Origin of the sequence: Collinsella sp. D33t1_170424_A12, assembly GCF_015554865.1 — a bacterium.
In the GTDB taxonomy this organism is placed as follows: Bacteria; Actinomycetota; Coriobacteriia; order Coriobacteriales; family Coriobacteriaceae; genus Collinsella.
The window spans coordinates 1-15,746 of record NZ_JADNJJ010000127.1 but is presented as its reverse complement, the minus strand read 5'-3'; the positions used below and the strand labels follow the sequence as shown (position 1 = coordinate 15,746).

Sequence of the window (15,746 nt, the reverse complement as noted above, 5' to 3'; positions counted from 1 at the left end):
GCAGGCGCGCGAGATCATCAAGAAGGCCCAGCAGGCCAGCAAGGCTCGCAACGCCGCCCGCAAGGCGCGCGAGGCGACGCGCCGCAAGAGCCTGCTCGAGACGGCGAGCCTTCCCGGTAAGTTGGCCGACTGCTCGGAGCGCAACCCCGAGCTGACCGAGCTCTTCATCGTCGAGGGCGACTCGGCAGGCGGTTCTGCAAAGGACGGCCGACGCCGAGACATCCAGGCGATCCTGCCCCTGCGCGGCAAGATCTTGAACGTGGAGCGCGTGGGCGACCATCGCGCCTTTTCCAGCGATACCATCCAGTCGCTCATCACCGCCATCGGCTGCGGCGTCACCAACGGCACCGGCGACGGCGGCGATTTCGACATCACCAAGGCCCGCTACCACAAGATCATCATCATGACCGATGCAGACGTCGACGGCGCCCACATCCGCATCCTGCTGCTCACGTTCTTCTACAAGTACATGCGCCCGCTCATCGATGCCGGCTACGTGTACGTGGCCTGCCCGCCCATCTTCGGCGTGAAGGTGCGCAACAAGATCCACTACGTCTACCCCAACGGCCGCCAGCCGGAGGAGGAGATCCTGCGCGATACCATCGTGAGCCTGGGCCTCAATCCCGACGATGGCGACGAGGATGCTGCCGGCAAGGTCACCAAGAAGCGAAAGGGCTATACCGTCCAGCGCTATAAGGGCCTGGGCGAGATGGACCCCAAGCAGCTGGCCAGCACCACCATGGATCCCAAGACCCGCATCCTGCAGCGCGTGACCATCGAGGACGCGGTCATCGCCGACCGCGCCGTTCGCGAGTTGATGGGCAACCAGGTGGAATTCCGCCGCGCCTATATCGAGAAGCACGCGCACGACGCCAGGTTCCTGGACGCCTAGTCGCGCTTTCCCGAGCACCGCGTTTTGGGGCTCAATCGTCGGGCGCCGCATGCAAGCGCGCGCCCTTCTCTTTCGCCCCAATCTGCGGCACCTGGAAAACCGCTTGGACCAGCGATGGTCATTTGTTTCTGCGACCACGAGTAAGGAGAGCACGTGGCTGACGATATGAATAACGAGGAGCTGGGCTCGGAGGAGACGGCTGGCATGCCCGACGACCTGAAGCGCCTGCTGGCTCGTGCCGAGGAGGGCGAGGAGGCGGGGTACGACCCCGACGCCGAGTCCGAGGACGACGAGGAGAACGATGACGAGGAGCTCGAGGAGAGCTTCGGCGTCGTGGACCGTGGAGAGAGCGCCGGTGAGGACATCAACGGCGGCTCGCTGCAGATCTCGGAGTTCGGCCAGGAGATGAAGCAGTCCTTCATCGAATACTCGATGTCGGTTATCACTGCCCGCGCCCTGCCGGACGTGCGCGACGGCCTCAAGCCGGTGCACCGCCGCATCCTGTACGCGATGAACGAGAGCGGCATCTTCCCCAACCGCCCGCATAAGAAGTCCGCCTGGACCGTCGGCGAAGTTATCGGTAAGTACCATCCGCATGGTGACTTCGCGGTGTACGAAACCATGGTCCGCCTGGCCCAGTGGTTCTCCATGCGCACCCCGCTCATCGATGGCCATGGCAACTTCGGCAACATCGACGGCGACTCCGCGGCGGCCATGCGTTACACCGAGAGCCGCCTGGCAAAACCCGCCATGGAGCTGCTGCGCGACCTGCAGAAGGACACGGTCGACTGGGGTCCCAACTACGACGAGTCCCTGGCCGAGCCCAAGGTCCTGCCCGCCCGCTTCCCTAACCTGCTGGTCAATGGCAGTTCGGGCATCGCCGTGGGTATGGCGACCAACATCCCGCCGCACAACCTCAACGAGGTCATCGAGGCGACGTGCCGCCTCATCGACAACCCCGATGCCACGGTCGCGGAGCTCATGCAGTTCCTGCCCGGCCCCGACTTCCCCACCGGCGCCCTCATCATGGGTACCGACGGTATCCGCAAGGCGTACGAGACCGGCCGCGGCTCCATCACGGTGCGCGCGAAGGCCCATATCGAGACTACCAAGACGGGCCGTAGCCGCCTCGTGTTCACCGAGATTCCCTATCAGGTGAACAAGGGGTCGCTGCAGGAGAAGATCGCCCAGCTGGTCAACGAGAAGCGCATCGAGGGCATCTCGGATATGCGCGACGAGTCCAACCAGAAGGGCATCCGCCTGGTCATCGAGCTCAAGAAGGGCGTTATCCCCGAGGTCGTGCTCAACAACCTGTACAAGTTCACCTCGTTGCAGAACACCTTCGGCGTCAACACGCTCGCGCTGGTGAACGGCGTGCCCAAGTGCCTGTCGCTCACCGAGGTTTTGCGCCACTACATCGACCACCAGGTCGACGTGGTGACTCGCCGCACGCGCTTCGACCTGAAGAAGGCCCGCGCCCGCGCGCACATCCTCGAGGGCTACCTCATGGCGCTCGACCATATCGACGAGGTCATCTCGATCATCCGATCCTCCCAAACGGATGCCGAGGCCAGCGCGCGCCTGATCGAGCGCTTCGGCTTCACGCCGGAGCAGACCACCGCCATCCTCGAGATGAAGCTCCGCCGACTCACCGGCCTGGAGCGCGACAAGATCGAGGGCGAGCTCGACGGCCTGCGCCGCGCTATCGCCTACTACGAGGACTTGCTGGCGCACGAGGAGAAGATCCTGGGCGTCATCAAGGAGGAGATGCGCGAGATCGGCAAGAAGTTCGGCGATCCGCGCCGCACCCAGATCACCAACGCCGGCCGCGACCTGGATGTGGAGGACCTCATCGCCGATGAGGACATGGTCGTCACCATCACGCATACCGGATACGTGAAGCGCATCCCGGTGGCGAGCTATCGTTCCCAGAAGCGCGGCGGCAAGGGCGTGAGCGGCGTCAACCTTAAGGAAGACGACGTCATCGACGAGATGTTCATCGCCAGCACCCATGAGTACGTGCTGTTCTTCTCCACGCGCGGCAAGGTGTACCGCCTCAAGGTGCACGAGCTTCCCGAGGGCACGCGCCAGGCCCGCGGCACCGCCATCGTGAACCTGCTGCCCTTCGAAGAGGGCGAGAAGATCGCGAGCGTCATCTCCTGCCGCGAGTTCCCCGACGACGAGTACCTCATGTTCGCCACGGCCAACGGTATGGTGAAGAAGACCGTGATGAGCGCCTACGACCGCAGCCGCCGCGACGGCCTCATCGCCATCAACCTCAAGGACGGCGACCGTCTGCTCGACGTCCGCCGTGTGTGCGAAGGCGATAAGGTCATCATGGCCACCACCGCCGGCAAGGCGATCGTTTTCACCGAGGACCAGGTGCGCGCGACGGGCCGCGACACGAGCGGCGTGCGCGGTATCGGCATGAAGGACGGCGTCGAGGTTCTGGGCATGGAGATCTCCAACGGTTCGGGCGACCTGGTGGTCGTGACCGAGCGCGGCTACGGCAAGCGCACGCCGGTTGCCGATTATCCCGAGCAGAACCGCGGCGGCCAGGGCGTCTTCACCATCCATATGACCGAACACAAGGGCCAGCTGGCCGCGATGAAGGTGGTTGGACCGCAGCACGAGCTGTTCATCATCACCGAGGGCGCAACGGTCCTTCGCGTGAAGACGGCCGAGATCTCGCAGACCGGCCGTGCCACGCAGGGCGTCAAGATGATGAGCGTAGACGAGGGCGACCGCGTGACGGCGGTGGCGCGTATGGACAGCGAGAAGAAGGACGCCGCGTCCGATGAAGATGCGGAGCCAGAAGACCTTGCTGTCGATGCGGCCGCACCCGAGGCCGACGATGCCGGCGACGCCCGCGATGGCGAGGCGGCGGAGGGTTCGCTCGACGAGTAGGGCGTCGGGCAGCTCGACATACACCCAAGCCGGGCGGGGCGCAGATGATATGCGCCCCGCCTTTTTCATGGCGCTTCGGTGGGAGGGGCGTCTACCGCCAGTGGAGGAAACGGGGTTCTCCCTACGACATATAAGGTACCTCACAAATCCTCCACGAACGAACGTTTTATATAAACACACCCTATTACATGGGATTTTCTCGCAAGCCGCTCATCTCGCACCGCGTTCCACTGGTCGAATGGGCCTATCGGTAGCATTTTCAAACCGCCTACGGTTGAAAAAGCTATGTAGTTTCTCGCCGGCGGCGTCGGGCTGCCGCGGGATGATTGTGAGAAGGGGTGTGAGAATGGGGAATTCCACGTTCAGGAAGGCTGCGGTCGCCGCTGCCATCGCCTGTTCGGTGCTGGGCGGCTTTGGCGCCGCGTCCTATGCCGAGTCCCAATTCCAATTCCGAAGTCCTGCTGCCGTGCGGGCGGCCGCGAGCGTTGCGCCACGCGCCAAGAAGGCGAATGCCGCCGCGAAGCGCGCGGCGGCGGTGAACGTCGCCCGCGGCAAATCGTATGTTGTCGAGGGCGCTGCCGTATACGAGGCCCATGGCAAGTCATACGCTGACCGCGGCGGGATGCTGACCGACGGCGCGATTCACAGGGACGACGCGCAGTACGAGAACAGCACCGACCTTGTCGGCTACAAGATCGATTCGGAGCAGCACCAGTCATTCACCATCGACTTGGGTGAACCCTGTGAGGTGAGCGGCTTCGCCCTGCATGGGTGGGCGTGGAACGACGTGCAGGACTTCATCTGGGGCATCCGGCATTATGCGGTGTCCTATCAGGATGAGCGGGGTGCATGGCACGACATCATGACCAGAGAAGACCGTCTGCCCTACCAGGCGGACACGCGCTCGTGCTACACCCATCGCAATGAATGGAAACCTGTCCGCGCATCCAAGGTGAAGGTCTCCATCCAGGGATGGAGCGTGGGCCTGTTTCTGTCCGAGGTCGAGGTCTTTGGCGCGCCTGCTGGCGAGACGCCGGATGCCGCGTATGGAAACCGCGCGCTCAACGCGGTGTATACCAAGTCCGACCCCTATGTGGAAAACGGTGTGACGAGCTATCCCGACTCGGATGATCGCGAGCTTACCGACGGCGTGGTCGGCCCGGAGGATTTCCGCGATGCCGCGTGGGTCGGCTTTGCCGGCGAAGGGTCGCCCCGCTTTGTTCAGGTGGACCTCGGAATGCCGTGCGAGATCGACGAGATGGGCCTGGCCTATCTGGTCTACCCTGCGGCGGGGATAGGCGCCCCGCATTCGATTAAGGCGAGCTACTCAGCCGACGGCAAGGCGTTTCATCAGTTCGGCGCTGTTGACCAACCCGATGGCAGGGAAGGGGTCCGTACCGCCCGCATCACAGGAGATGCGGTGACGGCGCGGTTCGTTCGATTCGAGATCGAGCATGCAGGCTGGCTGTTCGTTTCCGGGGTGACGGCCAACGGAGTCGAGAAGGACATCGACCCCGATACTCCCTATTTCATCAAGGATCTCCCTGCCGAGCAGAAGGTCTATCGCGGCGGCCGCCTCGAACTCTCCGTGGACGCGCTGGTGGGCAATCCCGGAACCGTGACGTATGAGTGGAAGAAGGACGGCAAGGCCCTGCCGAATAGCGCGAGGACATTGGTACTTGAGGATATCAAGGATGGGGATGCCGGTATCTACACCGTAAAGGTGAAGAATGCTCGCGACGGCAGGGATTTTACGGCCGAGAGCACGGCATGCGCCGTATCGATCGAGGAGGTTTCGGACCCCGACACGCTTTTGGAGCTTATGCGCGATAAGGATCCCGTCATCCGCGACGGTAGGGTTGTACTGCCCGACTCCAATACCCCTAAGTACCGAGTGGTCATAGGGGGATCCGATCGGGAGCCGGTTGTGGGCTTGGATGGCAAGGTGCATCAACCGCTCATCGACACCACGGTGAATCTGGTATACAAGGCGGTTTCGACCAGCGACCCCGCGGATTTCTCGCTTGCGGACTACAATGTGCAGATCGATGTGCCCGGCAGGTATCAGGCTGAGGATGGCGACAACAAGGCTCCCACGGTCTTGCCCGCGCTGCGTGAATGGAAGGGTGCCGCGGGCACGTTCAAGCTCGTGTCCACGACAACCATCGTTGCGAACACCGAAGTCGAGCGGAACGTGGCCGATAAAATGGCCGTGTTCTTCAAGGACGTGCTCAAGCGGAGCGTTGAGATCCGTACCGGCGATCCCAGGCCGGGTGATATCGCGCTGATAATCGATGGAAAGCTCTCCGAGCTCGGCGCCGAGGGCTATCTGCTGGACGTGGGCGATGCCGTGACGGTGCGCGCTCCGCAGAAGACCGGTTTGCTGTACGGTGCCATATCGACGGTCCAGGCGCTCTATGCCGATCGCGACCATGTCAACATCCCTTGCGGCACCGCCCGCGATTATCCCGCCTACAAGGTTCGCGGCGCCATGCTGGACGCCTCGCGCATGGCCTACCCCATCGAATACCTTGAAGAGATGGCGAGGTATATGGCCTGGTTCAAGATGAACGACTTCCATATTCATCTGAACGATAAGGCGGACCAGGATTACAAGTCGTTCCGTCTTGAGAGCGATCTGAAGAACCTTACTTCTACAGACCTGTTCTACACGAAACAGGAGTATAAGGACTTCCAGGACGCCGCCGCGGATTGGGGCGTATCGGTCGTATCCGAGATCGAAACGCCCGGCCATGCGCGAGCATTCCGCGATGTCCCCGGAATCAAGATGGCGCCCGATGGGGAGCATCTCGACATCTCCGATCGTCAGACGGTCGAGACCATCAAGGGCCTGTTCGACGAGATGCTGGATGGCGATGACCCGGTAATCCGCAACCCGGTGGTCCATATTGGAACCGATGAATACTATGCGGGGACGAGCGAACAGCTTAACGATTACGTGTACGAGCTGAGCGAGCACTTGCATGCCAAGGGAGCCACGATGCGCTTCTGGGGTGCGTTCTTGAATAACTCCGGCCTGCCCGCCGGCGTGGAGGAGGCTCTCCCGGGCTCGCAATGCAACATCTGGGCGTCTTCTGCCGAGTGGGAAAAAACCTTGAGCGCCCAGCAGATGGCCGATTACGGCTACGACCTCATAAATTCGAACGGTTACAACCTGTATATCGTTCCCGGGGGCCAGGAGTACACGGACGCGCTCAATCATGCCAGGCTGTACAACAACTGGGATGTGAACCAGTTTGATGCCGCCGGCACCATGAAGAACGTCATGCCGCTCGGCCATCCGCAGGTGCTGGGTGCGAATTTCCTTATTTGGAACGACCACGGCACGTCGAATACGGGATTCTCGATGTTCGATACGTTTATGCGTTTCCAGAACGGCGCCACCATCGTGGCCGAGAAGACGTGGGACGGCCCCGCTGCCAAGGGGCAGACGTATGCCTCGTTTGCACGTCGCGACAGCCTGTTCCGTGATATTGCGGGCGGCTCGAACCCCGCACGCAAGGTGAACTCGGCCACGCAGGAACTCGTGGACATCGATTTCGAGCGCGTGGAAGGTGCCACGGCGTTTGACGCCACGGCAAATCACCTCGACGCCGCTCTCCAGGGGGTAACTTTGGAGAAGGCGGCGGAAGGCGATACCGTAGCCACGTTCGATGGCACTGGATCGATGGCGCTCCCGATCGAGAGCATCGGCTTTCCGTACGAGGCCTCGTTCGAGGTAAGGCTCATGGAACAGCCGGCTGCTAATACCAAGCTACTGGAGGGTCCCGACGGTACGGTGTACCTGAATATCGACGGTACTGGCAAAATCGGATTCAAGCGCGATGGCTTCCGTCCGGCCGACTCTGGCCACAGCGTGCAGTTCGATCGTGCCGAGGGCTACACGTTCGTGTTCGACGCACAGCTGCCGGTGGGCGATTGGGCACAGGTGAAGTTGAGCAGCGATCGTCAGTTCAGCTACCTTGAAATCGATGGCGTTCGACATAAGGCTGCCTGCACCGTCGAGCGGCTGCCGGGTAATCCGAATAAGCCGGTGGACGAGAGCTCGACCAGTCTTCTTCCCACCGCGAAGATGTTCGACGGTGTTAAGTGCCAGGTAGATGACTTGATGGTTGTAAATCCCGAGCTCAAGACAGGCGAGGCGACCGCAAATATCGCCCTCGAGTGCGACGTCACTACGTCTAAGCTGGAGGATGACGGCGTCGGTGGAACCAAATTCTATCCCGCAGCGCTTACCGACGGGGTGAAGGGTGATCCCGGAGCCCGCGTTTCCTTCGATCCGGGCACGCAGACGACGTGGGCAGTTGTCGACTTGGGCGCGGTTCGCACATTCGACCTGGTGAAGCTGTTCTTCTTTGAAAGCTGTCCGGAGTACAAGGTACTGGTGTCCGAAGACGGGAAGACATGGCACGAGGTGCTGCACGAAAGGAACGGTGTAAGCGGCCGTCCCGAGGGCAAGGATGTCGAGGCTTCCGTTGCGTTCGATCCCGTACAGGCGCGCTACATCAAATACGAGGGGCTGAGCAAGTGGATTTCGGAATGGGGCGGTTACCACGGCGGTTTGACGGAGCTCGAGGCGTATAGCACAAAGGTTCCTGAGCCGCAGGTAGACAAGACCGCCCTGCAGGCGCTCGTCGATGATGCCGTGAAGGCACAGACCGAGGGAAAGACCGAGTCCGTGGTCAAGGCGTTCCAGCGGGCGCTGGCAGCCGCGCAGGATGTCCTTGCCGACGAAGCTGCCACGCAGCAGCGGGTCGACGACGCCCGCGCTTCCCTCGCCGCGGCCTATGAGGCGTTGAAGTCGGATCAGGGTCCGAAGCCGGATCCCGATCCGAAGCCCGAGCCGGAGCCCGATCCCGATCCGGACCCGAAGCCCGAACCCGAGCCTGATCCGAATCCAGAGCCCGAACCGGGCCCGAAGCCCGATCCCGAGCCGAACCCCGATCCGCAACCGGGCCCCGCTCCCGATTCGGGACAGGGTCAGAAGCCCGAAGGTGAGCAGCAGGGGTCTCGCCCCGGCGCTGATGGCACGGGCGACGCTATCCCGCAGTCGGGCGATGTCCAGCTGGCCGCGGTCGGTGCCGTAGCCGCCGCAGCGGTATTTTGCCTTGGTGCTGCGGCGATAGTAAGGCGCCGGGCAGCCAAGTAAGGTGGGGCTGGATACCGGCGGGATGGGCTTGCCGGCCATCGCGCGCGGTTGAGACATACACCCAAGCCGGGCGGGGCGCAGATGACATGCGCCCCGCCTTTTTCATGGCGCTGGGTATAACAAGGCGAGTGAGGATCGAGGAGACGGGAGACGCCATGGATGTCGACGGAATCGTGGCGGCGATGACGCCGCATGAGCGCGCATCGCTGCTGGCGGGTGCGAACCATTGGTCGACGGTCGCCTTTCCCGAACATGGGCTGCCTGCCGTTGAGATGTCGGATGGGCCCCATGGACTGCGCCATCAAACCGGTGCGGCCGATCACCTGGGTATCAACGCGAGCGATCTCGCCGTGTGCTATCCCACAGCGAGCGCGCTGGCCTGTTCGTTCGACGTCGAGCTTGTCGAGGAAGTGGGCCGTGCGATCGGCGAGGAAGCGCGCGATCAGGGTGTACACGTGGTGCTTGGTCCCGGCGTCAACATGAAGCGCAGCCCCCTGTGCGGTAGGAATTTCGAGTACTTCAGCGAGGATCCGCTGCTTGCGGGCGAACTGGGTGCGGCCATGGTTCGCGGAATTCAGGGCACCGGCGTCGCCGCGTGCGTAAAGCATTTCGCCGCCAATAATCAAGAGCATGCCCGCCAGGTCTCCAACTCGGTGGTGGACGAGCGCGCTCTGCGTGAGGTGTACCTGGCGCCGTTCGAGCGCATCGTGCGCCGCTCGGCTCCATGGAGCGTGATGACCGCGTATAACCGCCTGAACGGAACGTACTGTTCGGAGCATCCGTGGTTGCTTCACGATGTCCTGCGTGGCGAATGGGGCTTCGACGGCGTATGCATCAGCGATTGGGGTGCGGTGAGCGACGTGACGTCGTCTGTCGCCGCCGGTCTCGACCTGTGCATGCCCGGTCCGCGCGACGACTACGCGGCAACGCTCGAAGAGGCGGTGGCGGAGGGGCGGCTGCCGCAGGAATCTGTGGATGTGGCCGCGATGCGCGTGGTGCGGCTGGCGTCGCGCGTGCACGATGCCGCGTCCCGCGCGAACGGCCGATCGACCGCTGCCGAACAGACCCTTCCCGTTGCGGTATCCGGGCTCGAGCTCGCCCGGCGCGCCGCCGCTCGCAGCGCGGTGCTGTTGGAAAACGATGGGGCGCTGCCGCTGGCGCCTTCCGCTCGCATCGCGTTGATCGGCGAGTTCGCGGTCGAGCCGCGCTATCAGGGCGCGGGTTCTTCCAAGATCAACCCTGTTGCCCTCGATAACCTATATGACGAGCTCAACGACCGTGGCTGCGCGGTTTCGTATGCGCGCGGATACGACCGTGCATCGGGGGCGACGTCGTCCGAGCTGGTGGGGGAGGCGGTGGAGACGGCTGCCGCGAGCGATGTGGCCGTGGTGGTCGCGGGCCTCCCCGACTGTTTCGAATCGGAGGGATTCGACCGTAAGCTCATGGTGATGCCGCGCGGTATGAACGAGCTTATAGAGCGCGTGGCGGCCGCGGCGCCACGCTGCGTGGTGGTGTTGCAGGGCGGGGCTCCCATGGAGCTGCCGTGGCGGCATCGCGTGGATGCCATTCTGTTGGCGTATCTCGCGGGATGCCGCGGCGGTGCCGCCTTGGCCGATCTGCTGCTGGGAGCGGTGTCGCCATCTGGAAAGCTGGCCGAGACGTGGCCCGCTCGTTTGGAGGACACCCCGCTGGGTGCCGCATTCCCCGATTTCGATAACGAGGTGCGCTACCGCGAGAGCGTGCTGAACGGCTATCGATTCTATGATGCAGCCGGCGTCGAGCCCGCGTATCCATTCGGACACGGTCTTTCGTATTCGTCGTTTGCATACGAGGATGCCGAGCTTGTAGAGGCAGACGGTGCGTGGCAGGTGGTGTGCCGGGTGCGGAACACGGGCGATTGCCCTGCCCGCGACGTGGTGCAGCTGTATGTCGCCGCGCAGGATAGTCCGGTGTACCGCGAGCGCCAACGTCTGGCGTCGTTTGCAAGCGTCGAGCTCGCCGCGGGGGAAGCCGCGACGGTGCGTCTGCCTGTCGAGCGCGAGGCCCTGCGCGTGTGGGATGCGGGCGCGGGCGACTGGCGCGTTCTGGCGGGTCGCTATGAGCTCCGGGTGGCATCGTCGTCTCGTGACGTGCGCGCGTGCATACGGCTCGACCTGGTTGCAGGGCCTTCGCTCGCGGGGGACGTGGTCGCGCCGGCCGAGCTTTCCGCCGAGATGCTCGCGCCCGTTGACGACGCCTATATCCACCCGCGTCCCGGGGCGTTCGATGATGAGGCGTTTGCAAGCCTGCCGGGTCTTGTTCTGCCCCCGCGTCGACAGGTTACTCCGTTCACCATCGACTCGACGGTGGCGGATATAAACGCGAGCCCGTTTGGCAGGCTTGCGCTGCGCTTGATCGACCGTGTTATGAGGAAGCCCATGGCCGAGGTCGAAGGGCAGACGCGCGAGATGATCAGCGAAATCGTGGCGGATATGCCCCTGCGCTCGCTCACGTCGAGCGGCGTGTCGATGCGCACAGTCGAGGGGCTCGTGTTCATGCTGAACGGCTGCTACCTACGGGGGCTGCGGCGCATCGTTGCATTTTGGCTGAAGGCCCGTCGCGAGCTGGCGGCACAGCGCTTCCGGTCATAAGGCGCCGTGTGCCAGGGTCGTTCACGGGCGGCGGGGATGGCGCGGGGCTCGGGGCATAATGAAAGCGCGCCGCGCCCAGGATGGGGTGCGGCGCGCTTGTGACGCATGGGGTTGGCTCTGCTGCTTCGCTCTTTTTAGAAGTCTTCGGGCGAGAGCGTCTGCACGAACTCATCGAAGCGCTCGAATTCGGCTTCGTTGCTTTCCGCACTGCGGACGGCGGTGCTCCCCGCGCGGTTCATCACGTCGTCCTCAACGAAGATGGGTGCGCGCGAGCGTACGGCGAGGGCGAGGGCGTCGCTGGGCCGCGCATCGACCTTGATCTCCTCGCTGCCGCCTTGGGACAGGATGATAGTGGAATAGAAGACGGGGGCGTCGACGTCGTTGATCTCGACGCGTGCGACGGTCGCGTCGAGCTTGTCGACGATATCGTTCATGAGTCCATGCGTGACGGGGCGCGGGCTCTCGACGTGTTCGATGCTGCGTCCCAGGGCGGCCGCTTCGAATGATCCCGTTTGAATCGAAAGGGCACGTCGGTCGGCCTCGCCGATCTGGTCGTGGCTGCGCTCGCGCAGGACGATGATGGACGGGACGGGTCCAGCGGCCATGATGATGGATTCGATATCGACGCGGATCATGCGGGCGCCTCCAAAGTGACTACGGCTCGTTGTCTCGAGCCCTCGCTCAAGACGGATAGCAATAGTACTCAATCGCTTACAAAGCGGGGGCGAGAACGTCCCCTTTTACGGCTGCAATAGAAAAGAGACACGGCATCTTGGCGTACAAATCAGCAAAAGACCAGGTAGAAGCACAAATCAAAAGAAATCAAAACTTTTTTCAAATTCATGCTTGCAAGAGGAGGGGGTCGTCTGTATTATAGGACAAGTGCAAAGGACCTGTAGCTCAGTTGGTTAGAGCGTCCGGCTGATAACCGGGAGGTCACAAGTTCGAATCTTGTCAGGTCCACCACATTTTCTTTCGCAATAGACACCCCAGCGAGAGCAGAGTCGCCGCTGGGGTGTTTATTACTGGGGGTTTAGCTCAGCTGGGAGAGCGCGGGCTTTGCAAGCCTGAGGTCAGGGGTTCGATCCCCCTAACCTCCACCATTGAATCTGATGAGGCATCCGCAAGGGTGCCTTTTCTTTTATATAGTCCCGGCGCATGGGGCCGCGCCTCTCAGATTGGTGCCTGTCCCTAAATTGAGCGGTGGCAAGATGGCTGTGCTTTCTGGATAAACCGCACGTAGTCGACGTGTATCGCGGCTGCAATGCACTATAGTTCTCGATGATTGTAAAGAATGCTCGCCTTCGGCGGATCGCCGCGGGCGATTGCCATGAGCAGCGTGCAAGGAGAGATATGGCCGCAGAACAACAGCAGCAGGCCGGACAGCCGGGATTCGTTTCACCCGAATTGGACCGCATGTCGTGCGACATGATCGACGAGTTCCTCTTCTCGCTATCCGAAGGCGAAGACCCCGGGGTCGTTGCGTGCATCGAGGATGCCGAGGGCAATCGCGCGGCCGTGGCGTTTTCCGAGGACGGCGACGAGGTGTGCCTCGAAGCGGCTGGCACGTTCGTGTCCGATGCCGCGAAGAACGGCTCGCCCGAGGATAGCGTCGGCAGGGCCGTGCGCTACGCGATTCTCTATCTCGGCTGCGTGCAGGGGATGGACGGCGCGTACAACGACGCCCTGATCACGATCTTCGGCGAGTCGGGCGCGCCCAGCGCGTATTCCGCCTTCACCTTGGTGAAGGGTATCGGCCAGGGCGAGAACTTCATGTGGAGCGAGCCTGAACCTGCAGGAGAAGAGCCCCTCCTCGTCTAAGAGTGGTTAAAATTGAGCGGTTACGGCGGAAAACCTACCGCCCGCCTAATTCTCATACGTTATCGTTACAACTGAAACGAGGACCAATACATGCGCGTTGATAACCTGAGGAACATCGCCATCATCGCCCACGTCGACCACGGCAAGACCACCATGGTCGACAAACTGCTGCGTGCCACGGACGCATTCCGTGCCAACCAGCAGGTCGAGGACCGCGTGCTCGACTCGAACGACCAGGAGCGCGAGCGCGGCATCACCATTCTCGCCAAGAACATCTCCATCGAGTACAAGGGCATCAAGATCAACGTGCTCGACACCCCTGGCCATGCCGACTTCGGCGGCGAGGTCGAGCGCGTGCTCCGCATGGCCGACGGCGCCCTGCTGCTCGTGGACGCGTTCGAGGGCCCCATGCCCCAGACCCGTTTCGTTCTGCGCCACGCCATCGATACCGGTCTGTCCATCATGGTTGTCATCAACAAGATCGACCGCCCCGGCGCCGACCCCGAGCGCGCGTTCAACGACTGCCTCGACCTCATGGCCGACCTGGGCGCTTCGGATGAGCAGCTCGAGTTTGCCATGGAGCACGTGGTCTACGCGTCCGGTGTGAACGGCTATGCCCGTCTCGACCCGGCCGACGACAACATGGACATGTATCCGCTGCTCGACATGATCGTGGACGAGCTGCCCGCTCCCGATGTCGATGTGGACGGTCCGCTTGCCATGCAGTGCGTGACCATCGACCACTCCAACTTCGTGGGCCGCATCGGCATCGGCCGCGTGTTCTCGGGTACCGTTCGCCAGGGCGATAGCATCCTGGTGGTCAAGAACAGCGGCGAGCGCGCCATGGCCACGGTCAAGCAGCTCTTCACGTTCGACTATCTGGGCCGTACCGAGTGCAAGGAAGTGGGCGCCGGCGACATCGCCGCCGTGGTCGGCATCGAGAGCACCGATATCGGCGACGTCTACACCGATCCCGAGAACCCCGTCGAGCTCGATCCCATCGAGATCGATCCGCCTACGCTGTCCATCGTGTTCGAGGCTTCCACCTCTCCGCTGGTCGGCCGCGATGGCGACATCGTGGGCGCGCGCCAGCTGAAGGAGCGCCTGTTCACCGAGCGCGAGAACAACGTGACCATGCGCATCGAGGAGCTGCCCGACAAGAGCGGCGTCGAGGTCTCGGGCCGCGGTATTCTGCATCTCTCCGTTCTTATGGAGACGCTGCGCCGCGAGGGCTACGAGTTCCAGGTCGGTCGTCCGCGCGTGCTGTTCAAGAAGGACGAGGGCGGCAACGTGCAGGAGCCTATCGAGCAGGCCGTCGTGGAGTGCCCGGACGAGTACGCCGGCAAGGTCATCGAGGTCTTCGGCAACGCGGGCGGCACCATGACCAACATGCAGCCCGGCTCGACCGTCACGCATATCGAGTTCCGAATCCCCACGCGCGGCATCATGGGTCTGAAGAACCGCGTCCTCAACGTCACGCATGGCGAAGGCGTTTTCTACCACACCTTCCTGGAGTACGGTCCCTACGCGGGCGAGATCGGCGCGCGCAAGAACGGCGCTATGATCTCCATGACCACCGAGAAGGCCGTTGCCTACGCACTGGGTACGTTGCAGGAGCGCGGCAGCCTGTTCGTCGAGCCCGGCACCGAGTGCTATGAGGGCATGCTCGTGGGCGAGCGCAACCAGCCCGGCGACATGGTCGTCAACATCGCCCGTACGAAGAACCTGGGCAACCAGCGTTCCTCGACGTCCGATATCTCCATCCAGCTGGTGCCGCCGCGCACGTTCTCCCTGGAGGAGGCGCTCGAGTACATCGTCGATGACGAGCTGGTCGAGATCACGCCGAAGAATATCCGCCTGCGCAAGCGTCTGCTCAACGCTATCGACCGCAAGAAGGCGGCCGCCCGCGCTATGAAGTAGGGTCCCGCGCCGCGGTTGGGTTTGCGCCCCGCGCGCATCCTGAATCTAGATGAGAGAGACGGGTAACTTGGAGATACATCCGAGTTACCCGTCTTTTTGTGCGGGGGTTGCAGGGCACCCATGCCGTGCGAACGCGTGGTGCGTCCCCAAGCTGATTGCTGGGCCGCGTGTTAGTGTTTGCGCGTTTTCCGGGAGGTGCTGCTGCGGGGCCCCGGAGCTGCTTGTTTGATAACCTTGCTGCCAAGCGATCTGGTGCTGTTGGCGACCTTCTTGATGGGTTCCTTGACCTTGGAGAGGTTGACCTCGGTGGGAGATAGGATGTTGAAGCGCAGGGAAAGCCAGCGTAGACCCATGGTCACGGCGACGCACGCGACGAGGGCGATCGGCTTGGAGATGCACAGCGGCT

At 62.8% G+C, this 15,746-nt stretch carries 7 protein-coding genes, 2 tRNA genes and 1 pseudogene; 8 read left to right on the top strand and 2 right to left on the bottom strand.

The annotated features are described in order from the left end of the window. From I2E26_RS05615 to I2E26_RS05600, 4 genes are all read left to right on the top strand, one after another. Positions 1 to 892, top strand: an 892-nt coding sequence (locus I2E26_RS05615) for a toprim domain-containing protein (protein ID WP_229056447.1), incomplete at its 5' end; no start/stop codon positions are given. Positions 893 to 1,057: 165 nt separating this feature from the next. Continuing rightward, complete coding sequence (gene gyrA, locus I2E26_RS05610; RefSeq protein ID WP_195419941.1) at positions 1,058 to 3,799, top strand: DNA gyrase subunit A; 2,742 nt, start codon at positions 1,058 to 1,060, stop codon at positions 3,797 to 3,799. Positions 3,800 to 4,145: 346 nt separating this feature from the next. Next, positions 4,146 to 8,969 (top strand): discoidin domain-containing protein, encoded by a 4,824-nt coding sequence (locus I2E26_RS05605; RefSeq protein ID WP_195419940.1) that lies wholly within the window; start codon positions 4,146 to 4,148, stop codon positions 8,967 to 8,969. A 155-nt stretch (positions 8,970 to 9,124) separates the two neighbouring features. Beyond that, the gene (locus I2E26_RS05600) at positions 9,125 to 11,599 is read left to right on the top strand and encodes a glycoside hydrolase family 3 C-terminal domain-containing protein (protein ID WP_195419939.1); all 2,475 of its coding nucleotides are present in this window, start codon (positions 9,125 to 9,127) and stop codon (positions 11,597 to 11,599) included. Positions 11,600 to 11,733: 134 nt separating this feature from the next. On the opposite strand, the gene I2E26_RS05595 is transcribed toward I2E26_RS05600, so the two are convergent. After that, complete coding sequence (locus I2E26_RS05595) at positions 11,734 to 12,234, bottom strand: bifunctional nuclease family protein (RefSeq protein ID WP_147587737.1); 501 nt, start codon at positions 12,232 to 12,234, stop codon at positions 11,734 to 11,736. 254 nt (positions 12,235 to 12,488) lie between these two features. Here I2E26_RS05595 and I2E26_RS05590 point away from each other — a divergent pair. The 4 genes from I2E26_RS05590 (at position 12,489) to typA (ending at position 15,340) form a co-directional block, all read left to right on the top strand. Beyond that, positions 12,489 to 12,565 (top strand) — tRNA-Ile (locus I2E26_RS05590). 61 nt (positions 12,566 to 12,626) lie between these two features. After that, positions 12,627 to 12,702, top strand: a tRNA-Ala gene (locus I2E26_RS05585). A gap of 250 nt (positions 12,703 to 12,952) precedes the next feature. Then, positions 12,953 to 13,420 (top strand): hypothetical protein, encoded by a 468-nt coding sequence (locus I2E26_RS05580; protein ID WP_147587736.1) that lies wholly within the window; start codon positions 12,953 to 12,955, stop codon positions 13,418 to 13,420. Between the two features lie 90 nt (positions 13,421 to 13,510). Continuing rightward, entirely contained in the window at positions 13,511 to 15,340 is a 1,830-nt protein-coding gene (typA, locus tag I2E26_RS05575) for a translational GTPase TypA (protein WP_195419938.1), read from the top strand. Between the two features lie 170 nt (positions 15,341 to 15,510). Here typA and I2E26_RS05570 read toward each other — a convergent pair. Next, positions 15,511 to 15,746: pseudogene (locus tag I2E26_RS05570) on the bottom strand (hypothetical protein); the annotation flags it as partial.